The 23,268-nt window shown below is 63.6% G+C and carries 24 protein-coding genes; 19 read left to right on the top strand and 5 right to left on the bottom strand.

The features are described from left to right. Positions 1-26: 26 nt before the first annotated feature. Positions 27-1,244: an MFS transporter gene (locus tag Q0T48_RS05875; RefSeq protein WP_295953821.1), complete on the bottom strand. Its 1,218-nt coding sequence runs from the start codon at positions 1,242-1,244 to the stop codon at positions 27-29. A gap of 262 nt (positions 1,245-1,506) precedes the next feature. Between Q0T48_RS05875 and Q0T48_RS05870 the strand changes: the two genes are divergently transcribed. Beyond that, entirely contained in the window at positions 1,507-1,968 is a 462-nt protein-coding gene (locus tag Q0T48_RS05870; protein WP_295953732.1) for a glycine zipper 2TM domain-containing protein, read from the top strand. Between the two features lie 51 nt (positions 1,969-2,019). Here the strand turns inward: Q0T48_RS05870 and Q0T48_RS05865 are convergent, their stop codons facing one another. Further along, entirely contained in the window at positions 2,020-3,546 is a 1,527-nt protein-coding gene (locus Q0T48_RS05865; RefSeq protein ID WP_295953729.1) for an aminotransferase class V-fold PLP-dependent enzyme, read from the bottom strand. Positions 3,547-3,647: 101 nt separating this feature from the next. On the opposite strand from Q0T48_RS05865, the gene Q0T48_RS05860 reads away from it, so the two are divergent. Further along, entirely contained in the window at positions 3,648-4,148 is a 501-nt protein-coding gene (locus Q0T48_RS05860) for an Lrp/AsnC family transcriptional regulator (RefSeq protein WP_295953726.1), read from the top strand. A 12-nt stretch (positions 4,149-4,160) separates the two neighbouring features. After that, a complete protein-coding gene (gene ylqF / locus Q0T48_RS05855) occupies positions 4,161-5,096 on the top strand; it encodes a ribosome biogenesis GTPase YlqF (protein ID WP_295953723.1) in 936 nt (311 codons plus the stop codon). A gap of 122 nt (positions 5,097-5,218) precedes the next feature. Here the strand turns inward: ylqF and Q0T48_RS05850 are convergent, their stop codons facing one another. Then, complete coding sequence (locus tag Q0T48_RS05850) at positions 5,219-6,331, bottom strand: porin (protein ID WP_295953721.1); 1,113 nt, start codon at positions 6,329-6,331, stop codon at positions 5,219-5,221. Between the two features lie 450 nt (positions 6,332-6,781). On the opposite strand from Q0T48_RS05850, the gene Q0T48_RS05845 reads away from it, so the two are divergent. Further along, positions 6,782-8,032, top strand: coding sequence for a porin (locus tag Q0T48_RS05845; RefSeq protein ID WP_295953720.1), 1,251 nt, complete (start codon positions 6,782-6,784; stop codon positions 8,030-8,032). Positions 8,033-8,150: 118 nt separating this feature from the next. Then, a complete protein-coding gene (gene coq7, locus Q0T48_RS05840) occupies positions 8,151-8,795 on the top strand; it encodes a 2-polyprenyl-3-methyl-6-methoxy-1,4-benzoquinone monooxygenase (protein ID WP_295953717.1) in 645 nt (214 codons plus the stop codon). Here coq7 and Q0T48_RS05835 read toward each other — a convergent pair. After that, entirely contained in the window at positions 8,792-9,244 is a 453-nt protein-coding gene (locus Q0T48_RS05835; RefSeq protein WP_295953714.1) for an OsmC family protein, read from the bottom strand. The genes coq7 and Q0T48_RS05835 overlap by 4 nt on opposite strands. Positions 9,245-9,516: 272 nt before the next feature. Here Q0T48_RS05835 and ilvA point away from each other — a divergent pair, with 272 nt between their 5' ends. The 3 genes from ilvA to Q0T48_RS05820 are packed head-to-tail and all read left to right on the top strand — an operon-like array spanning position 9,517 to position 12,491. Next, positions 9,517-11,103: a threonine ammonia-lyase, biosynthetic gene (gene ilvA, locus Q0T48_RS05830; protein ID WP_295953710.1), complete on the top strand. Its 1,587-nt coding sequence runs from the start codon at positions 9,517-9,519 to the stop codon at positions 11,101-11,103. A gap of 1 nt (position 11,104) precedes the next feature. Beyond that, entirely contained in the window at positions 11,105-11,905 is an 801-nt protein-coding gene (locus Q0T48_RS05825; RefSeq protein ID WP_295953708.1) for an adenosylcobinamide-GDP ribazoletransferase, read from the top strand. Positions 11,906-11,912: 7 nt separating this feature from the next. After that, on the top strand, positions 11,913-12,491 hold the full coding sequence (locus Q0T48_RS05820) for a histidine phosphatase family protein (RefSeq protein ID WP_295953705.1): 579 nt from the start codon (positions 11,913-11,915) through the stop codon (positions 12,489-12,491). On the opposite strand, the gene Q0T48_RS05815 is transcribed toward Q0T48_RS05820, so the two are convergent. Continuing rightward, entirely contained in the window at positions 12,436-12,891 is a 456-nt protein-coding gene (locus Q0T48_RS05815) for a type II secretion system protein N (protein WP_295953702.1), read from the bottom strand. The genes Q0T48_RS05820 and Q0T48_RS05815 overlap by 56 nt on opposite strands. A gap of 22 nt (positions 12,892-12,913) precedes the next feature. Here Q0T48_RS05815 and gspG point away from each other — a divergent pair, with 22 nt between their 5' ends. The 11 genes from gspG to gspF are packed head-to-tail and all read left to right on the top strand — an operon-like array spanning position 12,914 to position 23,266. Next, complete coding sequence (gene gspG, locus Q0T48_RS05810; RefSeq protein WP_295953699.1) at positions 12,914-13,354, top strand: type II secretion system major pseudopilin GspG; 441 nt, start codon at positions 12,914-12,916, stop codon at positions 13,352-13,354. Further along, a complete protein-coding gene (locus Q0T48_RS05805; RefSeq protein ID WP_295953697.1) occupies positions 13,329-13,805 on the top strand; it encodes a prepilin-type N-terminal cleavage/methylation domain-containing protein in 477 nt (158 codons plus the stop codon). Before gspG ends, Q0T48_RS05805 begins: the two co-directional genes overlap by 26 nt. Continuing rightward, on the top strand, positions 13,802-14,155 hold the full coding sequence (gene gspI, locus Q0T48_RS05800; protein ID WP_295953694.1) for a type II secretion system minor pseudopilin GspI: 354 nt from the start codon (positions 13,802-13,804) through the stop codon (positions 14,153-14,155). Before Q0T48_RS05805 ends, gspI begins: the two co-directional genes overlap by 4 nt. Beyond that, on the top strand, positions 14,155-14,826 hold the full coding sequence (locus Q0T48_RS05795) for a prepilin-type N-terminal cleavage/methylation domain-containing protein (protein ID WP_295953691.1): 672 nt from the start codon (positions 14,155-14,157) through the stop codon (positions 14,824-14,826). Before gspI ends, Q0T48_RS05795 begins: the two co-directional genes overlap by 1 nt. Then, entirely contained in the window at positions 14,826-15,860 is a 1,035-nt protein-coding gene (gspK, locus tag Q0T48_RS05790) for a type II secretion system minor pseudopilin GspK (protein ID WP_295953688.1), read from the top strand. Before Q0T48_RS05795 ends, gspK begins: the two co-directional genes overlap by 1 nt. 45 nt (positions 15,861-15,905) lie before the next feature. Continuing rightward, entirely contained in the window at positions 15,906-17,132 is a 1,227-nt protein-coding gene (gene gspL, locus Q0T48_RS05785) for a type II secretion system protein GspL (RefSeq protein WP_295953685.1), read from the top strand. Continuing rightward, positions 17,129-17,635: a type II secretion system protein GspM gene (gene gspM / locus Q0T48_RS05780; protein WP_295953683.1), complete on the top strand. Its 507-nt coding sequence runs from the start codon at positions 17,129-17,131 to the stop codon at positions 17,633-17,635. Before gspL ends, gspM begins: the two co-directional genes overlap by 4 nt. Then, positions 17,635-18,438, top strand: a complete 804-nt coding sequence (gspN, locus tag Q0T48_RS05775) for a type II secretion system protein N (RefSeq protein WP_295953680.1) — start codon at positions 17,635-17,637, stop codon at positions 18,436-18,438. The genes gspM and gspN overlap by 1 nt, the downstream gene beginning before the upstream one ends. 4 nt (positions 18,439-18,442) lie before the next feature. Beyond that, positions 18,443-20,632 (top strand): type II secretion system secretin GspD, encoded by a 2,190-nt coding sequence (gspD, locus tag Q0T48_RS05770; protein WP_295953677.1) that lies wholly within the window; start codon positions 18,443-18,445, stop codon positions 20,630-20,632. Positions 20,633-20,645: 13 nt separating this feature from the next. Beyond that, entirely contained in the window at positions 20,646-22,034 is a 1,389-nt protein-coding gene (locus Q0T48_RS05765) for an ATPase, T2SS/T4P/T4SS family (protein ID WP_295953675.1), read from the top strand. A gap of 5 nt (positions 22,035-22,039) precedes the next feature. Next, entirely contained in the window at positions 22,040-23,266 is a 1,227-nt protein-coding gene (gene gspF, locus Q0T48_RS05760) for a type II secretion system inner membrane protein GspF (protein ID WP_295953672.1), read from the top strand. Positions 23,267-23,268 lie beyond the last annotated feature (2 nt).

The following is a 23,268-nucleotide window of genomic DNA, read 5'->3' as shown; positions in this document are numbered from 1 at the left end:
AGCAGAAAATGCGCTATCGGCCTATTTTATTGTTTATTTTGGACGGGCGGGGCGGCAAAGTGCACGATCCGCCAGACAACCGCCGTGAACGCCAGCACGACCAGCAGCATGCAGCCATAGGCCCAGCGCAGGCCCACCCAGTCCGACAGGCTGCCCACCAGCAAGCCCGCCAGCTGCGAACCCACGCTGAAACCAATCATCAGCAGCGCCGACAACCGAGAGGTCTGCCCCGGTGCCGCGTCGATCATGATGGCCAGCAGGATCGGGAACACCACGCCAATCCCCAGGCCCACCATAAAGTTGCCCACGGCGGGCAGTGCCCAGCCGCCCAAGCCCGGCAAGGCCACGTTCAGCGCCATGCCCGCCAGCGCCAGCAGATTCATGCGCCACAGCTTCTGCCGTATCGACCAGCTGCTTTGGAAAAACGCTTGCCACAACCGCGCCGCCACCATCCCGGCCACAAAAAACTGCAACCCCACCCGTGCGGCATTGGCGCTAAGGTGCTGGGCGCTGATGCCGTAGCTCACGTACCAAAAGTTTTGCCCCCATTCCAGAAACCCGCTCAGCACCCCGCCCGCTACCACCCAGGCGACCAGTGGGCGGCGCAGCAGTTGTGCGTAGCTGAGTGCGCCGCCCTGCTCCTCGGCCGCGTGGTGGCTTGGCGCCAAGTGCACGAAGTGGCGGCGCGGCCAGAACAGCAGTAGCACGCTGAACAGCGGCACCAGGTACAAGGCATAGGGCGCGCGCCAGTTGGTGTTCAGGCTCTGCACGCCAATCACCGCCATGGGCGACAGCAGATTGCCCAGGCTGAAGGCCACGTCCACCATGCTCAGCAGCCGGGCGCGCAGCTCGGGCTGCGGGCTCACATCGGCCAGGATGCTGTGGGCCAGGGTGAACAGCGCCGTTTCCACCAGCGCCACCGCAAAAAACCCCAGCAACAGCGCGCCAAAATTGGGCGACAGTACGATCAGCACGATCGAGGCCAGTGCAGCGGCGGTGTAGCTTAAAAACAGGGCCCGGGGTGGGTAGCGCTGGGCCATGCGCCCGCCCTGCAAAGCCCCCAGCACCGCGCCGCTGGACCAGACCATCATCAAAATACCCAGCTGCTGGTAGTTGTCCAGCTCCTCGCGCAGCTCGGGCGTAATGGCCCCCAAAATGGCCGCAAAAATGCCCGCGCAGAACGCGGTATAGATCACCACCCAGGCCAGGTAGGGAATGGTGCGCAGGAAGTCTTTGAGTTTCACGGTAGGCAATACAAGGCCGCAGCCCACCAATGGGGCGGACTTTCAGGCGAAAAGGACAAGGGAATTGTGCGGAGCGTTGCATGGCCGGTAAGGGGCGCGGGGCCCTGCTCCATGCAGACCACTATTGTCTGCCGTTTACACACCGTTCACGTTGCCGATGGAACCAATGCCAGGGAGACCCTGTCAACCATCTTCCGCTTGGCGCGTCATACAAAGTAAGCAAAACACCGTCCAGGTGCCATTTTTCCAGGAACATCCCGCTATGCGCTTTACCACTACCGTCCTTACCGCCACCCTGCTCGCCACCGGCCTCAGCGCCTGTGTGGTGGCCCCTTACCAGCAGGCCCCCCAGCCTGTCGCCGTGCAACAGGTACAGCGCGTAGACACTGGCCGCGTGGCCCAGATGGAGCTGATCCGTACGCAAGAGCGTCCCCAGGCCACCGGCGGTGGTGCCCTGATTGGCGGTATCTTGGGCGCAGTGATCGGCCACCAGGTCGGTGGCGGTTTTGGCAAAAGCGCAGCCACCGTCCTTGGCGGTGTAGGCGGCGCGGTCGCAGGCAATGCGATCGAAAGCAACCAGCAGCCTGGCCAGGTCCACGAGTCCTACCGCGTGGGCGTTCAAGCCGACGACGGCAGCTACCGCTACTTCAGCGTGCCCGTACAAACCGACCTGCGCATCGGCGACCGCGTGCGTATGGGCAATGGTCAGCTATTTAGGTTTTGAACGGTTTGATGCTTTTTAGGGTGCTTGTGCTGATGGGATAAGCGCTAGTAGCTACTCTTTAGATAGCAATTGCCAGGCCTGCACATAACCCAGTTGCCGCAGGGTATGTACCGCGCGCTGGCTGCGCTGGCCGCTTCGGCACACAAACACCAAGGGTACGGGTGCTCCGCCCAGCCAGTCCGCCAAGCGAGCGTCCAAGCTACCTAGCGGCACATTCAGCGCAGTGCGGCCACAGCCCAAAGGCTGGGGGTCGGCGGCATGCTCTTGAGGTTCACGTACGTCCACCAACACGGCGTTAGGGTGCTGCTGAAAAAAATCGGTCAATTCGGCAGGCACCAGGTGCATGGCCGGGTCGGCCTGCAGCGGCGGGCCGCAACGCAATGCCTCGGCAGCGGCAGCGCGGGTTTGCAACTCAGCACCACAGCGGGCGATGCGCTTACAGGCGGCGGCGATGAAGGTCGCATCGGCCATCGCTCCAAACGACATGCGCACGGCCGATGCGGCCTGCCATTCGGGCACGCCCATGGCCCGTAACACGTAACTAGGGGCCACTTTCTTGGCCGAGCAGGCACTGCCTGCGCTCACCTGTACGCCCACGGCACCCAGCGCATCCACCACCGCGCTGCTGGGCAAACCAGGCACCGAAAAATTCAAGGTAGTGGGCAGGGTATCGTCAAACTTGGCATTAAAGATGATTTCGGGCCACGCCGCATGCAGGCTCTGCACAAAATGCTCTCGAAACTGTAGCATTTTGGTGGGACTGCTGAAGCTACCGCCGTCCTCCAGCGCTTGCAACACCGCGCCCAGCGCCGCGATGCCGACCATGTTTTCGGTACCGGAACGCAGGCCATCTTCCTGCCCGCCCCCGGCCATCAGCGGGGTAAAGGGCGCACCTGGGCGGACGTACAGCAGGCCGATACCTTTGGGCGCATACAGCTTGTGGCCGGAAAACGGCGCGTAGTCGATGCGGGTCTGCGCCAAGTGCAAAGGCAGCTTGCCCAAGGCCTGCACGCAGTCCACCAGCCAGTAGGCCTGCGGGGCCACGGTCGCCAACACGGCTTCGATACCCGCCAGGTCCGACACCACGCCGGTCTCGTTATTGGCAGCCATGGTGCAGACCAGCGCGGCCTGCGGAGCCAGTGCACGCAAGGCGGCCAGATCGTGTCGCCCGCTGCGCTCTACCGGCAAGGCGTGCAGTTCCAGTTGCAGACCCAGCACCCGGTTCCAGTGGGCCAGACTTTCGGGCACGGCTTTGTGCTCGGTAGCTCCATACAGCAGCAGGCGGCCCACTGCGTCGCCGCGCGCCTGTCGGCCCCGCACGGCACACAGGGCAGACAGCACTGCTGTCTGGATGCCTTCGGTGGCACCACTGGTGAACAGTACGTCGCCCTCCCCCGCACCCAGTACCCGCGCCGCACGGGCACGCACGGCATCCACCAGTTGCCGGGCCTGCACACCCGTGGCATGCGTGCTGCTGGGGTTGCCAAACACGGCCGCCATGGCCTGCTGCGCAGCGGCCAGGGCGGCGGGCAGTACGGGGGTGGTGGCATTGCAGTCGAGGTAGATAGTGGAGTTCATGGCGGCGAATCCTACCTAGCCATTTCGAAATATGGATTCCAAAAATATTACAATATGGACAAATAAAAGAAAAAATAAACTATAAATATCGAATATTTAGCATGAATGAACTTGATCGCCTGGATTACGCCATTTTGGGCGCGCTGCAGATCGACGGCAGCCTGTCGGTGGCCGCGCTAGCCGAGCGGGTGGGCCTGTCCAGCACGCCCTGCTGGAAGCGCCTGAAACGCCTGGAAGATGCCGGGTACCTCACCGGCCGCGTGGCGCTGGTGGATAGGCATAAGGTGGGCCTGCCCATCACCGTATTCGTCAGCATCCGCACCGCCCACCACGACGAGAAATGGCTGGCCCAGTTTGCCGCCGCCGCTTCCGCCCTACCCGAGATCCAGGAGCTGCACCGCATGAGCGGCGATGTGGACTATTTACTCAAAGTGGTGACTACCGACATCGGCGGTTACGATCGGTTCTACAAAAAACTCATCCAGGCCGTGCCTTTGAGCGGCGTGTCCTCCGCCTTCTCCATGGAGCAAATCAAATCCACCACGGCTTTGCCGCTGGATTTAGTCTCCTTCGGCAGCACGTCCAGCAGCAACAAAATCTAGAAAGAATTTCCCATGGCCATCCAATGGTTCCCCGGTCACATGCACCTGACCAAAAAAGCCATCACCGAGCGCCTCAAAGAGACCGACGTGGTGATCGAGCTGCTGGACGCACGCATGCCCGGCTCCAGCGCCAACCCCATGCTGGCCGAGCTGATCGGCAGCACGCCCACCCTCAAAATCCTGAACAAGCAGGACATTGCCGACCCGGCCCGCACCGCACTGTGGCTGGCGCACTACAACGGCCTGCCCGGCACCCGCGCCATTGCCCTGGATGCCAGCGAAACCGCGCCCTCCCAACGCCTCATCCCCGCCTGCCGCCTGCTGGCCCCGCTCCGCGGCGGCATGGTCAAGCCGATGCGGGTGCTGATTTGCGGCGTACCGAACGTGGGCAAGTCCACACTGATCAACACCCTGAAAGGCAAGCGCGCCGCCAAAACCGGCGACGAGGCAGGCATCACCAAACTGGAGCAGCGCATCGTGCTGGCCGACGACTTCTATGCCTACGACACGCCCGGCATGCTGTGGCCGCGCATCATCGTGGAACAAAGTGGCTACCACCTGGCCGCCTGCGGTTCCATCGGCCGCAATGCTTTTGACGAAGAAGAAGTGGCGCTGGAGCTGTTGCTGATCCTGCAAAAGCACTACGCCGGACAGGTGGAAGAACGTTACAAACTGGACCCGATCCTGGGCCTGACGGATGTTGGCGTACTCACCGAGATCGCCCGCAAACGCGGCGGCCTGCTGGGCGGTGGCAAGGTCAACCTGCAAAAAGCTGCCGAGATTGTGCTGACCGAGTTCCGCTCCGCCACGCTGGGCCGTGTGACGCTGGAAACCCCGGAAGAATTCGCCCAGTGGCTGGCCGTAGGCCAGGCCGCCGATGCTGCGCGGCAAGCCAAGAAGGACGCACGCAAAAACAAGAAAGGCCCAGACCTGGCCTCTGCAGATTAAGGTTTCTCGGCATTGGCCTCTTTAAAGGCCAATGCATTTCAAACACGCAACAAAAAACCCACTGCTTTGACACAGTGGGTTTTTGAAGTTCAAACCGTCAACTGGCTTGCGCCAGCGTCAGATCAGAAACGGTGCTGGACGCCCAGAGCAAAAATGTTTTGCTTGGCATCAGGCGAACCATTGACCTTGCCAACGCCGGATTCGTAGCCGCCGTACAGGAAGGTACGCTTGGACATGGTGTACTTGTAACCCAAGGCGTAAGCCGTGCGCTTCACATCACCAGCAGCCAGGTTGTCCTTGGATTGGGCTACGCCGCCGGTCAGCAAGAACGCATCGGTTACCTTGAAGTCCAGACCGATCTGGTATTCGCTGGTGGAAGCGTCTTTCACGTAATCCACATTCTTCACGCGGCCATAGCCAGCCTTGGCAATGATCTTGCCGAAGTCATACTGGCCCGACAGACGGGTGTAATTGCGGTCGGTCGCCGTGCCAAACACCGAGAAAGGCTTCTCCGATTGGTAAGCCAAAACGCCGCTCAAAGGGCCGTTTGCGTACACCAGGGAGGTCGAAACCACGCTGATGCCGATGTTGGTAGCGAAATTGGTTTGGGTACGCTCAGCCAGCGAGTAAGCCACTGCACCGACAAAACCAGCGATGTTCGGGGTGTCATAACGCACAGCGTTATTGGCGCGCAGAACGTAGTTAGCCAAAGCTCCAGTAGCGACGCCTGCAATGGTAGGGCCGCTCTTGCCGTCATAGAAGGTGTTGAAACCGTTGGCAGTGCGCATGACATTGCTTTGGGCCGACAAGGAGCCGTTCAGCATGGAGTCATTCATACCTTCGTTGTCGTAGAACGGCGTGATCACGCGGCCAACCACAACCTTACCAAAGCCGCCTTGCAGACCAACGATGGCCTGGCGACCGAACAACAGGCCTACGCCGGAAGCACCTTGGCCAGAAGCGCCGGTGTCCAGGCTGAAACCGCTTTGCAGATCAAAGACGGCGTTCAAACCGCCACCCAGATCTTCGGAACCCTTCAGGCCCCAACGCGAACCATTGACAGAACCCGAGGTCTCAACGGTCTGGCGCAACGATGGCACGGCAACATTGCCCTTGTTTGTTGTCGACGAGCTACCCACAAACACGTCAACAACGCCGTACAGAGTGACGGAAGATTGGGCCATTGCGGCGCCGGAAGCGGCCAGCACAGCCAATGCAACCAGGGATTTTTTCATTCAGGTATCTCCAAAGATTGATAAGTGTCGGGTTTGCAGTCTGGCTGCCACCTCAACGTTACTTCTGTTTCAGAAGCTGCCGCGATTACACCAGACGGTTAATAAACATTCAGTGACTAGCTTGTCACAAAAGCGCATATGTTGAAATTAAACAACGGTTTTTAGCGCAAAGTAATCACTTCGTAACTCTTACCGGTCTTGTTACATGTGCCACCATAAGATGTTGTAACTTTGCCCAAAAGAAACACAGTAGATACTTGGCATAGGGCGCTCTAGCTCCAGTGAAATAGGGGAACACAGGGTTTGTACCTGCCAAAAAAGTCGCACAAGCGACCTGTGCACGGCTGTAATTTGGCAACATGCGGGCTCACGCAGCTTGGTAAGCAACCGAGGTCAGCTGGGGAATCAGCAGCTTAACGGCGTAATTTTGAGAATAACTTTGGAGCAACTATGAAGAAGATGACTTTGGTTTCTGCAGCCGCACTGGGCTGTATGGCCACGGCAGCCATGGCACAGGAAACCCCTGCGGCCAGCAGCGTAACGCTTTACGGTATCGCCGATGTAGGGTTCAACCACGTTACAGGCCTGAAACAAGGTTCCGTCACCCAATTGGCCAGCGGCATCATGGAAGGTTCGCGCTGGGGCCTCAAAGGCAATGAAGAGCTGGGCGGCGGATACAAGGCCATCTTCACATTGGAAAGCCGGGTCGAACTGGATACGGGTTCGGTAAGTAACCGCCCCGCCTCAGGCTCACAAGTGCCTGATCGCCTGAATACAGCCACCCTCATGGGCCTGCCCGCAGTATTTCAACCCGCAGTGACGGCCGTCGCAGGCAGCCTGGGCGCGCAGCTTGGCGTCAACCATATTGATAAGAATTTGTTTGACCGCCAGGCCTACGTCGGACTTATTACCCCAGTAGGTGCCATCACGGCAGGCCGCCAGTACACACCTGGCTATCTGGCATCCGCTACTTTTGACTCCATGCATACTGAATCCAGTCTGGCGCTGGGCCAGTTGGTGTCGGTGCCGGTTTCCTTCACGATCCGCACCAGCAACGCCTTGCAGTACGCCATCCAGACCAATGGCATTACCGCCACCGTCATGTACGCCATGGGCGAAGTGGCAGGCAATAACTCGGCCAACCGCTTGCTGGGCACGATGGTGGTGTACAAAGGCGCGGGCTTCTCGGTCGGTGGCGGATACAACACACAGAATAACGAAGTAGGCCAAAAATCGTTGACGAATGGCATTTTGGGTGCATCGGTTGATATTGGCCCAGGTACTTTGAGCACCATGTTTGCCACCATCAAAGACGACAATCCAGCAGGCGTGTCGGGCATTGCAGCCTTGGTCGGTGGCGGCGCAGGTGTATTGGTACAAAACGCCTTCACCACTGCATTGAAGCAAAACGCCACCTTGGCTCACATCGGCTACCGCATGACCATGGGTGCCAACACCGTCACTGTGGCCTACAACACCATGAACGACAAAACCGCGTCCAATGCAGACCGGGACTCGTACGGTGTTGCTTACAGCTATGCGCTGTCCAAGCGGACCGACCTGAACGCCGTGCTGACACGTTTCAATAATAAAAATAGTTCGCAACTGGCTCCCGGTGGTAACGGTTTCCTGGGTGGTGTGACAGCCACTGCAGGTACCGATTCGACCAACGTGGCGTTCGGCATTCGCCACCGCTTCTGACCGGGCGGCCTGAACGGCCTCTGATAAAAAGTCCTCCCCTGTGGAGGACTTTTTTTTGGGCAACTACACGCAGGCGGGCTTGCTTTACAGTGAGCGGATGTCCTCATCCAGCCCACGCATGTCCTTGCCCCGCCTCCCCACCCTCGACCAGCTCTGCCGCGCGGCCGATACCGCACTGCGCACGGTTTTCACCCAGCCGCACGCCAGCCGCAGTTGCCCGACAGTGCCCGAGCGCGCGACCGAACTCAGTCCGGCCGACAAAGCCCATGCCGGTGCGCTGATGCGTGTCAACCATGTCGGTGAAGTGTGCGCCCAAGCCCTGTACACCGCGCAGGCGCTGGTCACCAAAAGCCCCGCGCTGCGCAGCCATTTCCTGCACGCGGCCGCCGAAGAAACCGACCACCTGGCCTGGACGCGCCAGCGGCTGGACGAATTGGGTGCCCATCCCAGCGTATTGAATCCCCTGTGGTACGCAGGGGCCTTTGGCCTGGGGCTGGTTGCCGGTCAATTCGGCGGTGACCGCTGGAGCCTGGGTTTTGTGGTGGAAACCGAAAACCAGGTCGCCGCGCACCTGCAAAGCCACCTGGAGGACCTGCCCTCCGACGACCACGCCTCACGGGCCATCGTGGTGCAAATGAAAGACGACGAAGAGCGCCATGCGCAACAGGCCGCGCTGGCTGGCGCGCTGGACCTGCCCGCGCCCGTCAAAACCCTGATGACCCTGGCCGCCAAGGTGATGACCACCGTGGCGCACCGAATTTAAGCTGCTTCGACCAGGTCAAAACTGGTGGTGATCTCAGCCGTCTTGCCCAGCATGATGGTGGCGGAGCAGTATTTGTCGTGGCTCATGGCGATGGCACGCTCTACCGCCACGGCGGGAATGCCTTTGCCGGTCACGGTGAAATGCATGTTGATCTTGGTGAACACCTTGGGATCGACCTCGGCGCGTTCGGACACCAGCTTGACCGAGCAGCCGCGCACATCGTGGCGGCCACGTTTCAAGATCAGCACCACGTCGTAGGCCGTGCAGCCGCCGGTGCCCGCCAGCAGGGTTTCCATCGGACGCGGGGCTAGGTTCTGACCGCCATTCTCTGGCTTGACCGCATCGGGCGCGCCGTCCATGGCCAAGGTGTGGCCGCTACCGGTTTCGGCCACAAAACCCATACCCGAACGGGTGCCCGCTGCGCCGGTCCAACTCACTGTGCATTCCATGCTGCTGTCTTTCTTTAACAAAATTACGGAAGAAAAGGGCCGATTCTGCCCGCGATGCCAACTTGTTCACGCTTTTCGCCACACAACATGCTGCATCGCAACATCACTAAGGGAAAACGACTACAATAAAACCATCGTAACAAAACTACTTTGTTACCCCAGTTGTCTCCTCCACCCTCTGAAAAAGTGGATTTAAGCCCCGAGTTTCACGACTCGGGGCTTTTTTTATGCCCGGCGGGCTGCCCCTTATCATCCAAGGCCCAGGAGAACCCATGACCACCGCACCCGCCAAGGCCGTAAAAGCCCCCAAGCCGCTCACCCCCGCCGACTATCTGAAGAAGATTCTGACCGCCCGCGTCTACGACGTGGCGATTGAAACCGCGCTGGAACCCGCCCGCAATCTCAGCCTGCGGCTGAACAACACCGTGCTGCTCAAGCGCGAAGACACGCAGCCGGTGTTCAGCTTCAAGCTGCGCGGCGCGTACAACAAGATGGCGCACCTGACCCCTGCGCAGCTCAAGAAAGGCGTGATTTGCGCCTCGGCTGGCAACCACGCCCAGGGTGTGGCCATGAGCGCCCGCAAGCTGGGGGCCCGCGCAGTCATCGTGATGCCCACCACCACGCCGCAGCTCAAAGTGGATGCCGTGGCGGCACTGGGCGGCGAAGTGGTGCTGTTTGGCGATAGCTACACCGATGCCTACAACCACTCGCTGCAGCTGCAAAAAAAGCAGGGCCTGACCTTTGTGCACCCCTTTGACGACCCGGACGTGATCGCCGGCCAGGGCACGATTGCCATGGAAATCCTGCGCCAGCTGCAAAGCCTGGGCTCACAAAAGCTGGACGCGGTGTTTGTGGCCATCGGCGGCGGCGGTTTGATCTCTGGCGTAGCCAACTACATCAAGGCAGTGCGGCCCGAGATCAAGGTCATCGGCGTGCAAACCGAAGATTCGGACGCAATGCTGCAGTCCGTCAAAGCTAAAAAGCGCGTCACCCTGGCCGACGTGGGCCTGTTTGCCGATGGCACCGCCGTCAAGCTGGTGGGTGAAGAGACCTTCCGCGTAGCCCGCGGCCTGGTGGATAGCTACATCACGGTGGACACCGATGCCGTGTGCGCCGCCATCAAGGACGTGTTTGTCGATACCCGCAGCATCGTCGAGCCCTCGGGCGCGATGGCTGTGGCAGCCGTAAAGCAGTACGTGGCCACGCACAAAACCAAGGGCGAAACCTACGCGGCCATCCTGTGCGGTGCCAACATGAACTTCGACCGCCTGCGCTTCGTGGCCGAGCGGGCCGAGGTGGGCGAGGAGCGCGAAGCCCTGTTTGCCGTCACCGTGCCTGAAGAGCGCGGCAGCTTCAAGAAGTTTTGCGGCGTGATTGCCGAGCTGCCCGGCGGCCCGCGCAATGTGACCGAGTTCAGCTACCGTATCAACGATGCGGCCAAGGCCCATGTGTTTGTGGGCCTGACCACCCAGGCCAAGGGCGAGTCGGCCAAGATTGCCGCCAACTTCAGCAAGCAGGGCTTCCAGGCGCTGGACCTGACGCACGACGAACTGGCCAAGGAGCACATCCGCCACATGGTGGGCGGCCACTCCAGCCTGGCCAAAGACGAGCGCCTGCTGCGCTTCATCTTCCCCGAGCGGCCCGGTGCGCTGCTGAAGTTTCTGACCCTGCTGCGCCCGGGCTGGAACATCAGCCTGTTCCACTACCGCAACCAGGGCGCGGACTACGGCCGCATCCTGGTTGGCATCCAGGTGCCCAAAGCCGACGACAAGGCCTTTGCCAAGTTCCTGGACGCGCTGGACTATCCCTGCATCGAAGAAACCCTGAACCCGGTCTACCGGTTGTTCCTGCAAAGCTGATGTGAACGGCATCCGCCACTACCTGCTCGCCGTCCAGTTCTTCACCCGCATCCCGGTGACCGGGCGGTTGGCGGCCTGGGTGGGCTACAGCCCGGCCATGCTGCGCGCCAGCGCGGCGCACTTCCCCGGCGTGGGCTGGCTGGTGGCGCTGGTGGCCTGCACGGTGGCGGCGGTGAGCGGTACGCTGCTGCACGGGCGGGTGGGCAGCGCGCTGGTGACGGCGGTGCTGTGCACCATTGCCACCGTGCTGCTCACCGGCGGCTTCCACGAAGACGGCCTGGCCGACGTGGCCGATGGCCTGGGCGGCAGTGTGGAGAGAAAGCGCGCGCTGGACATCATGAAGGACTCGCGCGTTGGCGCATACGGTGCGATGGCGCTGGTATTGGCGCTGACCGCCAAGATCGCCCTGCTGGCCCTGCTGGACGCGACCAGCGGCACAGCCCTGCTGGCGGCGCTGGTCGGTGGGCATGTGTGGTCGCGGTTTTGCCCGCTGGTGCTGGTGCGCCTGCTGCCGCACGTGGGCGACACCGCCACGTCCAAAAGCAAGCCGCTGGCCGACCAGATCAGCCGCAGCGCGCTGGGTATTGCATTTTTATGGTGTTTTATGCCGCTAGCGCTTGTTGTATACGCGCAAGCAGCTCCGTTTTTAATAACAGGCATACTGGCCAGTGGGGTGGCACTGGCCTGGATGGGGCGGATGTTCCAGCGGCGGCTGCAGGGCTTTACCGGCGACTGCCTGGGTGCCACGCAGCAGATCTGCGAGATCGCGTTCTACCTGGGTGCGGCGGTAGCCCTCCCATGATGTTCACATGACGCTGTGGCTGGCCCGCCATGCCCAGCCGCGGGTGGCGGCAGGCGTTTGCTACGGCGCGCTGGATGTGGCGGCGGATGGGCCAGCCACCCTGGCGGCGGCGCACACGCTGGCAGCCGCACTGCCCCTGGGCATTTATGTCGCCAGCTCGCCGCTACAAAGATGTGAGCACCTAGCGCAGGCGCTATCTACGCTAAGGCCTGATTTAACCCCTATTTTTGACCCCCGCCTGCGCGAGATGGATTTTGGCCACTGGGAAGGCCAGCACTGGGATGCCATCGGCCAGCCCGCACTAGAGGCCTGGACGGCCGACTTCGCCCGGCACCGGCCCGGCGGCGGTGAATCGGTGCAAATGTTCATGCAGCGGGTGGCGGCGGCCTGGGATGCCGTGGGGACAAGGCCCACGCTGTGGATTACGCACGCCGGGGTGGCGCGGGCCTGCAGCCTGCTGGCAGTGGGCATCCGCAGCATAGCCCGCGCCGACCAGTGGCCGCACGCGGCGCCCGGCTACGGCGAATGGCTTATTTTCGAACGGGCAATTCCAGCGCGAACGCTGCCCGACCTTCCAGGCTGTTAGCCAGTTCGGCCCGGCGCGGGCCGACCGACTGCAACAGCAGGTCACCGTCCACTACGTTCCCCACCCGGTACGGCTTGGGCGGCTTGCCATCGACCGCGATGAGGGCCGCGCCACCGTGGCCACGGCCTGCAATCACACCGGAAAGTACAAACCGGGTAGAGGGATTGACCAAGGGTTCAGAAGCCATGCCCTGCGGCACGGCACCCAGCACGCGGGCGACGGCGGCCGTGTCGATGGGTGCACGGGTTTGCGTGGACACGGCCGTCTGCGGACCGGCGGCGTCGGCGGTGGACTTCAGCCCCCAGTACGCCGCACTGGCCAGCGCCAAAGCCCAGACCACAAAAGTCACCAGCCGAGGGGCCCAGCGCGATGTAACGGAGTCGGATGTGTTGAGTAACATGGATTGATTATCATCGCTGCCCATGACACACCACCGACTCTCCCCCCGCCGTTTTCTGCACCGCGGTTTTACCTTGATCGAACTGATGGTGGTGCTGGTCATCATCGGCGTGCTGGCCGCGCTGATCGTGCCCAACGTACTGGAGCGTGCCGACGACGCCCGCGCCACCGCCGCCAAGACCGACGTAAACAACCTGGTCCAGGCCCTGAAGCTCTACAAGCTGGACAACCAGCGCTACCCCACCGCCGAACAAGGCCTGCAGGCCCTGGTCACCAAGCCCAGCACCAACCCTATCCCCCCGAACTGGAAGCCCTACGTCGAGAAGCTACCCAACGACCCCTGGAGCCGCCCCTACCAGTACCTGAACCCCGGCGTGCAAGGCGAGATCGACGTGATGTCCTTCGGTGCCGACGGCCAGCCCGGTGGCGAAGGTAAAAATGCCGACATCGGCAGTTGGCAGTAGCCCGTTGAAAGCCCGCCAGAAGGGCTTCACCCTTCTAGAACTGTTGGTCGTCGTGGCCATCATCGCCATCGCCAGCGCAGGGGTCGCATTCGCTCTGCGCGACAACAGCCAGACCCTGCTGGAGCGCGATGCAGCGCGGCTGGCCGCCCTGTTCGAATCGGCCCGTGCCCAATCGCGTGCCACCGGTGTGCCGGTGCGTTGGCGGCTTACGCCCGAGGGTTTTGCCTTTGACGGCCTGCCCAGTAGCGGTTCCGGTGCCCTGCCCAGCCATTGGCTGGGCAACGACACCGTGGCGCGCAACACCGCCCCCGTGCTGCTCGGCCCCGAGCCGGTGATTGGCCGCCAGGAAATCGTTTTGCAGTCCATCAGCCAGCCCAGCCAGGCCCTGCGCATCGCCACCGACGGCGCACGGCCTTTTACGGTTCAAACGGTGCAAGCCGCCACGCCATGAAGGCCCAAGGTTTCACCCTGATCGAAGTACTGGTGGCCCTGGCCATCGTGTCGATTGCCCTGATCGCCGGGCTGCAGGCCACCCAGGCACTGACCACCAACGCCACCCGGCAAACCGATGTGCTGCTGGCCCACCTGTGCGCCGAAAACCAGCTCATCGCCATGCGCCTATCGGCCCAGATGCCCAGCGTGGGCGACAGCACCCAGAGCTGCGAACAGTCGGGCCACGTCTACGAAGTGCGCCTGAACGTGCTGCCCACGCCCAACCCGAGCTTTCGGCGCGTCGATGCGCAGGTGTTTGATGGCAATGCCCCGATCCTGCGTTTATCTACCATCGTCGGGCGGTTCTGATGCAGCGCCAAAAAGGTTTCACCCTGGTCGAGCTGCTGGTGGCGCTGATGGTGATGGCGCTGCTGGCGGTGCTGAGCTGGCGTGGGCTGGACGGCATGACCCGGGCGCAAACCCAGACCCAGCAGCGCGCCGACGAGGTGCTGACCCTGCAGGCCGGGCTAGGCCAGTGGACGGCCGACCTGGACGCCCTGCTGGAGCAGCCCATGACCAACGCCCTCGACTGGGACGGGCGCGGCCTGCGCCTCACCCGGCGCAGCAGCGACCCGCAGGCCACCGGCCCGCTGGTGGTGGCCTGGACGCGCCGCACGGTGGACGGCACCGACCAGTGGCTGCGCTGGCAGTCGCCCCAGGTGCATAGCCGCGCCGAGCTGGCCCAGGCCTGGAGCAACGCCGCACTGTGGGCGCAAAACCCCAGCGACGAGTCCAAGCGTGCCGAAGTCGCGCTGACCCCGCTGGCCGACTGGCGCATTTTTTACTACCGCGACGGGGCCTGGAGCAACCCGCTGTCCAGCAGCGCCACGACCCCCGCCCCGGCCAATGTGGGACCCGCCCCCGACACCAGCGTCCCCGACGGCGTGCGCCTGGTGCTGACCCTGCCGCCCGGCCAAGCGCTGGCCGGGGTGATCACGCATGACTGGATCCGGCCGACGTTAGGTGGCGGCAAATCCTGATGGTCTATTTATATAAAAAATCGGCCTCTAGCGGATATTTCACTTACGCAAGTAGCTCTCAATTAAATAGCAAATATCGCCAAGGCGGTGCCGCTCTGTTGATGGCCATGTTGACCGTCACCCTGGTCGCCACCCTGGCCGCAGCCTCGCTGTGGCAGCAGTGGCGCAGCGTGGAAGTGGAAGCGGCAGAGCGCCAGCGCGTGCAGTCCACCTGGATTCTGACCGGCGCGCTCGATTGGGCACGGCTGATCCTGCGCGAAGACGGGCGCTCGGGCACCAACGACTACCTGGGCGAACCCTGGGCCGTACCGCTGCAGGAATCCCGCCTGTCCACCTTTTTGGCCGCCGACCGCAACAACACCGGCGGCATCGACAGCGACGAACAGGTGGACGCGTTTTTGTCCGGCCAGATCACCGACATGCAGTCGCGCCTGAACGTCACCAACCTGGTGCAGGACAGCAAGATCTCTGTGGTCACTCTGGCCGCCTTCCACCGCCTGTTTGAACTGCTGAACCTGCCGCCGCTGGAACTCACCCTCCTCAGCACCGAACTGCAACTGGCGATGGACACCCGCAATGCCAGAAACACCGATGCCACCGTACCCCTGCTGCCGAAAAATGCATCACAACTGGGCTGGCTGGGCCTGTCGCCCGGCACCGTGGCAGCCCTGCAGCCCTACGTGACCGTGCTACCGGTACCCACCCCCGTCAACATCAACACCGCCAGCGCCCAGGTGCTGGTGGCCAGCGTGCCCAACCTGAGCATGGCCCAAGCCCAAAAACTGGTGGCCGCGCGGGCCAGCAAATACTTTCGCAGCACCGCCGATGCCAATGACATCCTGAACCAACCCACCATCGTCTTCAACAGTACCGAACACGGCGTGGCGACCAACTATTTCGAAGTGCTGGGCCGCCTGCGCATGGGCACCACCACCGTGCTGGAACGCTCGCTGGTACGGCGCGAAGGCAGCACGGTGACCACCGTCCAGCGCGAGCGTGCGGTCGCCGATCCTGTCGGCCAAGCCGCCCCCTGAAGTCTGCATGCCACTACATACAATGGCCGACCCTTTACGTCGCATATGAGCACCCTGATCGTCCTCCTTCCCCTAGAGCCTGCCACCGGCATGTTCGACTACGTGCTCACCTCTGACGGACGCAGCGCAGGCAGCCACGACCACGCGCCCGTCGCCCTACTACCGCGTAGCGCCGAGCTGGTGGCCGTGGTGCCTGCGCAGGCCTTGTCGTGGCACCAGGTCACCCTGCCCAAAGGCAGCCTGAAACAGGGCACCTTGGGCGGTGCCATCGACTCGCCCCGGCTGCGCGCCGTGCTCGAAGGTCTGCTGGAAGACCGCCTGCTGGAAGAACCCACTGAACTGCACTTTGCGCTGCAACCCGATGCCCCCACCGACGGCCCGGTGTGGGTAGCGGCCTGCAACCGCGCTTGGCTGCGCGCCGCACTGGCCGTGCTGGAGGCCGCCAAGCGCCCGGTGGCCCGCATCGTGCCCGAATGCGCCCCCGACAGCCTGCGCCTGCAGGTGCTGGGCACGCCCGAATTTCCCCAACTGCTCAGCACCAGCCTGCACGGGGTCAGCCTGCTACCCCTGAACACCGCCACGCTGGCCATGGCCCAGGCCATGCACACGGAGGCAGTGGACCTGGTCGCCGAACCCGCCGTGGCCGGGCTGGCCGAACAACTGGCGCAGCGCCCCGTGACCTTGCAGCAGGCCTCTGAACGCTGGCTGGATTCGGCCCGCGGGCGCTGGGACCTGGCGCAGTTCGACCTGAGCAACTCCACCCGCAGCCGCGCCTGGAAAGGCCTGGCGGCACAGGCTACCGTCTGGCTGCAGGCACCGCAATGGCGGGCCGCCCGCTGGGGCCTGGCCCTGCTGCTGCTGGCCCAGATCGTCGGTCTGAACGCCTGGGCCTGGAAGGAAAGCAACAGCTTGCAAGCCAAGCGCGTCGCCCTGCGCACCATCCTGACACAGACCTTCCCCGGCGTGAAAGTGGTGGTCGATGCCCCGGTGCAAATGGCCCGGGAACTGGCGCTGCTGCGCCAGACCGCCGGGGCCACCTCGGCCCGCGACCTGGAGGCCATGCTCAGCGTACTGGGTACCGCCTTGCCACCGCAACAAGCCGCCACCGCGCTGGACTTTGCCCCCGGCGAAGCCCGGCTCAAAGGCCTGCCCACCGGCAGCGACACGGCCACCGCCGAAAGCCTGCGTGCCCAAGGCTACGGCGTGCGGGCCGAAGGCAATCTGTTCATCTTGCAACCCATTCCGCAACCGGCCACCGGAGCCGCCCCATGAAGCTGCCTGCATCGATTCGCCCGCATTGGGACACTTTGGCCCCGCGTGAGCGCCGCAGCGTGCAGGCCGCGCTGACCCTGGTCGTGGTGGCCCTGCTGTGGTGGGTGGCCATTGCCCCGGCCCTGCACACCCTGGGTGCCGCCGATGCCCAGCACCGCAGCCTGGACGCGCAGCTGCAAACCATGCGCAGCCTGCAGGCCGAAGCCCAGGCGCTGCAAGCCCAGCCCAAGCTCAGCTTTGACGATGCCCTCAAGGCGGTTGAGCTGGCCGTCAAATCCGAACTGGGCGGCAGCGGCCAGATCAACGTCACCGGCGAACGCGTCACCGTCAGCCTGAAAAACACCCCGGCCGACGCGTTGGCCCACTGGCTGGCCCAGGTGCGCATCAATGCCCGCGCCCTGCCCACCGAGGCCCGGCTGGTGCGCGGCCCAGCCCCCACCAGCGGCGTACCCAGCGCCACCTGGGATGGCTCGCTGGTGCTGACCCTGCCCAGCAATCGCTGATGCGCCGCTCGTCCACCAAATCCGCCATGACCGTGGCAACTACCCCCTGGCGCTGGGCCTGGGCGGGCGGCCTGCTGGGCCTGGCCCTGGCCGTGCTGCTGTGCGCCCCGGCGCGCTGGCTGGCCACAGGTGTGGCCCAGGCCAGCCAGGACCGGGTGCAACTGGCCGACCCGCGCGGCACGGTGTGGAACGGCTCGGCCCAACTGGTGTTGGCCGGGGGCGAAGGCAGTACCGGCAGTACCGCCCTGCCCGAGCGCCTGCGCTGGCAGATCCGCCCCGCCTGGAACGGGCTGCACACCGCGCTCCAGGCCGACTGCTGCATGGCCCAGCCTCTGCACGTACACGCCACGCCCCACTGGGGCGGCGCGCAACTGGCGCTGACCGACAGCCAATCGCACTGGCCTGCGCCCCTTCTGGCGGGCCTGGGCGCGCCCTGGAATACGCTGCAACCCGAGGGCACACTGGCCCTGAGCACCCAGTCCCTGGTGCTGGACTGGAACGCAGGTCGCATGGTGCTGGCGGGCCAAGCGCGGCTGGAAGCCATCGACATGGCATCGCGCCTGTCCACCCTGAAACCCATGGGCAGCTACCGGCTGACGCTGACCGGCGGCAACCCCAGTACCGTCCAACTCGAAACCCTGGGCGGCAGCCTGCAGCTCACCGGCAGCGGCCAGTGGGTGGGCGCACGGCTGCACTTTGAAGGCATGGCCACCGCCGCACCCGACCGGGTGGATGCCTTGTCCAATCTTCTCAATATCATCGGGCGGCGCGACGGCGCGCGCGCCACCATCAAAGTAGGCTAACGGTATGCAACAGTCTTCCTCTCAGCATTTTTCGCGCGCTATTGTTTCAATAGCTGCTTGCGCACTATGTACCTGCGGTACAGCCATTTTTTCTATAAATGCCCAGGCCCAAGCCCCGGCCGCGGCGGCAGCCCCCAAGCGCGGCGAGCCGGTGACGCTGAACTTCGCCAACGCCGAGATCGAGTCCGTGGCCCGCACCATGGCCGTGATCACTGGGCGCAACGTGGTGGTGGACCCGCGCGTCAAGGGCACCATGACCCTGAGCACCGACCACGCGGTGTCGCCCGCCGTGGCCTACAGCCAGTTTTTGTCGGCCTTGCGGCTGCAAGGGTTTACCGTGGTGGAATCTGCCGGGCTGGACAAAATCGTGCCCGAGGCCGATGCCAAGCTGCAGCCCGGCCCGGTCACGCTGGGTGAGAACAACGCCGCTGTAGGCAGCCAGATCGTCACCCAGATCTTCAAGTTGAACTACGAAAACGCCGCCAACCTGGTGCCCGTGCTGCGCCCGCTGATCAGCCCCAACAACACCATCAACCTGAACCCCGGCAACAACTCGTTGGTCATCACCGACTACGCCGACAACCTGCGCCGCATTGGCCGCATCATCTCGGCGATGGACGTGTCCAACGCCACCGACGTAGAGATCATCCCGCTCAAATACGCCATTGCCGGGGACCTGGTGCCGCTGCTGACCAAGCTGGTCGAATCTGGCAGCAGCAGCGGGGCCGCCGCCGCTCCCGGGCAGACCGACAGCTCGTTCAAAACCACCATGCTGGCCGAGCCGCGCAGCAATGCCGTGATCTTGCGTGCCGCGAATCCGGCCCGGGTGTCGCTGGTCAAGTCGCTGATTGCCAAGCTGGACCAGCCCACCATGAGCGGTAGCAACGGCGACGCGGGCAACATCTATGTGGTGTACCTGAAGAACGCCGATGCCACCAAGCTGGCCACCACCTTGCGCGCCGCCATGAGCGGCGAGGCCCGGAGCAGTTCGGGTAGTTCGGGCAGTAGCAGCACCTCCAGCTCCGGCAGCGGGCTGAGCCCGACCACCAGCAACATGTCTTCGAGCAGCAGCGCCACCAGTACGGCCAGCACTGCGGCCCTCAGCGGCACCACCAGCAACCAGCCGTCCACCGGCGGCCAGATCCAGGCCGACCCCTCAACCAATTCGCTGATCATCACCGCGCCCGAGCCCCAGTACCGCCAGCTGCGCGCCGTCATCGACAAGCTCGATGGCCGTCGCGCCCAGGTGCTGGTGGAAAGCCTGATCGTCGAAGTCAACAGCGACAAGGCCGCCGAGTTCGGCATCCAGTGGCAGGGCGTGCTGGGCAAGGTCGGTCTGGGTACCAACTTTGGCACCGGCAGCAGCAATCTGGCCACCCTGGCCACCAGCATTGCCACCGGCAGCACCAGCACCGTGCTCAGCAACGGCCTGAACCTGGGCGTGGCCACCAAGATCGGTGGCACCTATGTACTGGGTGCGCTGGCCCGGCTGATGGACCAAACTGGCACCGGCAACGTGCTATCGACCCCCAATCTGCTGACCCTGGACAACGAAGAGGCCAAGATCGTCGTCGGCCAGAACGTGCCGTTTGTCACCGGCACCTACACCAGCACCAGCTCTACCACCACCGCCAACCCGTTCCAGACCATCGAACGCAAAGACGTGGGCCTGACACTGCGTGTGCGCCCGCAGATCAACGAAAACGGCACGGTAAAGATGTCCATCTACCAGGAAATCTCCAACGTGGATGCCTCCACCAAGAACAACAGCAACGGCCCTACCACCAACAAGCGCTCCTTCGAGTCCAATGTGCTGGTAGATGACGGCTCCATCGTGGTGCTGGGCGGTCTGCTGCAAGACACCTACGCGGGCAACGTCGAAAAAGTGCCGCTGCTGGGCGACCTGCCCTATGTGGGCAATTTCTTCAGAAGCGAAAGCCGCAGCCGCACCAAGACCAACCTGATGGTATTTTTGCGCCCCATCGTGGTCCGTGACGCAGATACCAGTGACACGCTGGCATCGGACCGCTACGACATGATGCGGGTGCAGCAGCAGGGCATGAAGCCCGCCCAGCACCCCATGCTGTCCGCCGTGCCCTCGGCCAACGAGCTGCCCGAGCTACCCACCACCACCGAGCGCAAAGCCAATGTGCCCAGACCGCTGACCACACTGCCCACGGCATCGGCCCCTTGATTCCGCCCTGACCATGCGCCACCCCCTGCCCTACGCCTTCGCCCGCACCCAGCAAATGCTGCTGGAGGACAACCTGGGCGACTTCACCCTGTGGCTGCACCCGGCCAGCGCCCCATCGGCCCTGAGCGAGGTGATGCGCAAGTACCCCGTACGCCAGATCGAAACTCTGGCCCTGGATGCCCTGCTACAACGCATCAGCGCCGCCTACGCCCAGGGCGAATCCAGCGCCGCGTCGGTGGTCAGCGAAGTGGAAAGCGATGCGGACCTGTCGCGCATGATGCAGGAGCTGCCCGCGGTCGAAGATTTGCTGGAAATGAGCGACGACGCGCCTATCATCCGCATGCTCAACGCCCTGCTGACCCAGGCTGCACGCGACGGGGCCAGCGACATCCACATCGAACCCTACGAGCGCCATTCCAGCGTGCGCTTTCGGGTGGACGGCACGCTGCGCGAAGTGGTGCAACCGAATCGCGCCCTGCACGCCGCCCTGATTTCGCGTCTGAAGATCATGGCCGACCTGGATATTTCTGAGAAACGCCTGCCGCAGGACGGCCGCATCTCCTTGCGCATCGGCACCCGGGCCGTAGACGTGCGCGTCAGCACCTTGCCCAGCGCCCATGGCGAGCGTGCCGTGCTGCGCCTGCTGGACAAGAGCGGCGCCAAGCTGACGCTGGAATCGGTGGGCATGCAGGGCGATGTACTCGACCAACTGCAGCAGCTGATCGCCCAGCCGCACGGCATCATTCTGGTCACCGGCCCTACCGGCTCCGGCAAAACCACCACCCTGTACGCCGCCCTGAGCCGCCTGGATGCCAGCACCAGCAACATCATGACGGTGGAAGACCCGATCGAATACGAGCTGCCCGGCGTGGGCCAAACCCAGGTCAATGCCAAGATCGACCTGACCTTCGCCAAGGCCTTGCGCGCCATCCTGCGCCAAGACCCGGACGTGATCATGATCGGCGAAATCCGCGACTTCGAAACTGCCCAGATCGCCATCCAGGCCTCGCTCACCGGCCATTTGGTGCTGGCCACCCTGCACACCAACGATGCCGCCAGCGCGGTAAACCGGCTCATCGACATGGGCGTGGAGCCGTTTTTGCTCAGCTCCACTCTGCTCGGCGTGCTGGCCCAGCGCCTGGTGCGCAAGCTGTGCCCGGTCTGCCTGGGTAAAAACTGCGAAAAATGCAACCAGACCGGCTACCAAGGCCGCACCGGCATCTTCGAGCTACTGGTCACCAACGATGCCATCCAGGCGCAAATCCACAACCGCGCCTCGGAGGCCGACATCCGCGCCGCCGCCCGCACCGCCGGCATGGCCCTGATGCGCGAAGACGGCGAACGCCTGGTGCAGGCCGGGGTCACCTCGCGTGAAGAGCTGCTGCGTGTGACGCGAGACTGAACCCCATGCCCGCCTATTCCTTCGAAGCCCTCGACAGCCAAGGCCAAACCCGCAAAGGCGTGATGGAGGCCGATACGGCCAAGGCCGCGCGCGGCCTGCTGCGCGCGCAGGCGCTGGTACCGCTGGCAGTGGAGCCGGTGAACGCTAGCGGCAGCCAAAGCGGCAAGGGCCTGCGCACCAACTTGTTTGAAAGCCGCGTTTTCAATTCCACCGGCCTGGCCATCTGGACCCGACAAGTGGCTGGGCTGGTGTCGTCGGGCCTGCCGCTGGAGCGGGCCCTCACCGCCCTGACCGACGAGGCCGAAGACGAGCGCCAACGCAACCTGCTGGCCTCGCTGCGCGCCGAGGTGAATGCGGGCGCAAGCTTTGCCAAGGCGCTGGGCCAGCATCCGCGCGAGTTCTCGCCCATTTTTGTGGCGGTGATCGGCGCGGGCGAGCAAAGCGGTAGCCTGGGCCTGGTGCTGGAACGCCTGGCCGACGACCTGGAAGAACGCCAGGCGTTGCAGTCCAAGCTGATCGGCGCGGCTCTGTACCCTGCCATCGTCACACTGGTGGCGATTGCCATCGTGCTGTTTCTGGTGGGCTATGTGGTGCCGCAGGTGGCGAATGTGTTTGCCGGGAGCAAGCGCGCCCTGCCGTTCTTGACGGTGGCCATGCTGGCCATCAGCGGCGTGGTGCGCAACTACGGCTGGGCCATGCTGATTGCTATTATTGTGATAGCCATCAGTGCACGCACTGCCTACGCCAACACCTTGTTTCGCCAAAAAATTGATGCCGCATTCCTGAAGCTGCCGCTGCTGGGCCCGCTGGCCCGGGGCTACAACGCGGCCCGGTTTTCCGGCACGCTGGCGATGCTGGCCTCGGCGGGCGTACCGATTTTGAAAGCCCTGCAGGCGGCGGCCGAAACCCTGAACAACACCGCCATGCGCGCCGACGCGCTGGACGCCCTGGTGCTGGTACGCGAAGGCGCGCCGCTGGCCTCGGCACTGGCGCAAAAGAAGCGCTTCCCCGGCCTGCTGGCCATGTTTGCCCGGTTGGGCGAGCAAACCGGCCAGTTGCCGGTAATGCTGCAGCGCGCCGCCGTGCAACTCAGCACCGAAGTGCAACGCCGCGCCATGGCCCTGGCAACCATTCTGGAGCCGCTCTTGATCGTGGCGATGGGCTTGGTGGTCATGCTGATCGTGTTGGCCGTACTGATGCCGATTATTCAATTGAACCAATTCGCGAAGTAAGC

Origin of the sequence: Rhodoferax sp., from assembly GCF_025354435.1 — a bacterium.
GTDB lineage: Bacteria > Pseudomonadota > Gammaproteobacteria > Burkholderiales > Burkholderiaceae_C > Rhodoferax_B.
The sequence above is the reverse complement of the archived record's forward strand: the minus strand, read 5'-3'. Positions and strand labels throughout refer to the sequence as shown.

Coding starts and splice junctions, on each gene's coding strand:
- Q0T48_RS05870 (WP_295953732.1), top strand. CDS start 1,507: ATGCGCTTTACCACTACCGTCCTTACCGCCACCCTGCTCGCCACCGGC.
- Q0T48_RS05865 (WP_295953729.1), bottom strand. CDS start 3,546: ATGAACTCCACTATCTACCTCGACTGCAATGCCACCACCCCCGTACTG.
- Q0T48_RS05860 (WP_295953726.1), top strand. CDS start 3,648: ATGAATGAACTTGATCGCCTGGATTACGCCATTTTGGGCGCGCTGCAG.
- ylqF (WP_295953723.1), top strand. CDS start 4,161: ATGGCCATCCAATGGTTCCCCGGTCACATGCACCTGACCAAAAAAGCC.
- Q0T48_RS05850 (WP_295953721.1), bottom strand. CDS start 6,331: ATGAAAAAATCCCTGGTTGCATTGGCTGTGCTGGCCGCTTCCGGCGCC.
- Q0T48_RS05845 (WP_295953720.1), top strand. CDS start 6,782: ATGAAGAAGATGACTTTGGTTTCTGCAGCCGCACTGGGCTGTATGGCC.
- coq7 (WP_295953717.1), top strand. CDS start 8,151: ATGTCCTTGCCCCGCCTCCCCACCCTCGACCAGCTCTGCCGCGCGGCC.
- Q0T48_RS05835 (WP_295953714.1), bottom strand. CDS start 9,244: ATGGAATGCACAGTGAGTTGGACCGGCGCAGCGGGCACCCGTTCGGGT.
- ilvA (WP_295953710.1), top strand. CDS start 9,517: ATGACCACCGCACCCGCCAAGGCCGTAAAAGCCCCCAAGCCGCTCACC.
- Q0T48_RS05820 (WP_295953705.1), top strand. CDS start 11,913: ATGACGCTGTGGCTGGCCCGCCATGCCCAGCCGCGGGTGGCGGCAGGC.
- Q0T48_RS05815 (WP_295953702.1), bottom strand. CDS start 12,891: ATGTTACTCAACACATCCGACTCCGTTACATCGCGCTGGGCCCCTCGG.
- gspG (WP_295953699.1), top strand. CDS start 12,914: ATGACACACCACCGACTCTCCCCCCGCCGTTTTCTGCACCGCGGTTTT.
- Q0T48_RS05805 (WP_295953697.1), top strand. CDS start 13,329: ATGCCGACATCGGCAGTTGGCAGTAGCCCGTTGAAAGCCCGCCAGAAG.
- gspI (WP_295953694.1), top strand. CDS start 13,802: ATGAAGGCCCAAGGTTTCACCCTGATCGAAGTACTGGTGGCCCTGGCC.
- Q0T48_RS05795 (WP_295953691.1), top strand. CDS start 14,155: ATGCAGCGCCAAAAAGGTTTCACCCTGGTCGAGCTGCTGGTGGCGCTG.
- gspK (WP_295953688.1), top strand. CDS start 14,826: ATGGTCTATTTATATAAAAAATCGGCCTCTAGCGGATATTTCACTTAC.
- gspL (WP_295953685.1), top strand. CDS start 15,906: ATGAGCACCCTGATCGTCCTCCTTCCCCTAGAGCCTGCCACCGGCATG.
- gspM (WP_295953683.1), top strand. CDS start 17,129: ATGAAGCTGCCTGCATCGATTCGCCCGCATTGGGACACTTTGGCCCCG.
- gspN (WP_295953680.1), top strand. CDS start 17,635: ATGCGCCGCTCGTCCACCAAATCCGCCATGACCGTGGCAACTACCCCC.
- gspD (WP_295953677.1), top strand. CDS start 18,443: ATGCAACAGTCTTCCTCTCAGCATTTTTCGCGCGCTATTGTTTCAATA.
- Q0T48_RS05765 (WP_295953675.1), top strand. CDS start 20,646: ATGCGCCACCCCCTGCCCTACGCCTTCGCCCGCACCCAGCAAATGCTG.
- gspF (WP_295953672.1), top strand. CDS start 22,040: ATGCCCGCCTATTCCTTCGAAGCCCTCGACAGCCAAGGCCAAACCCGC.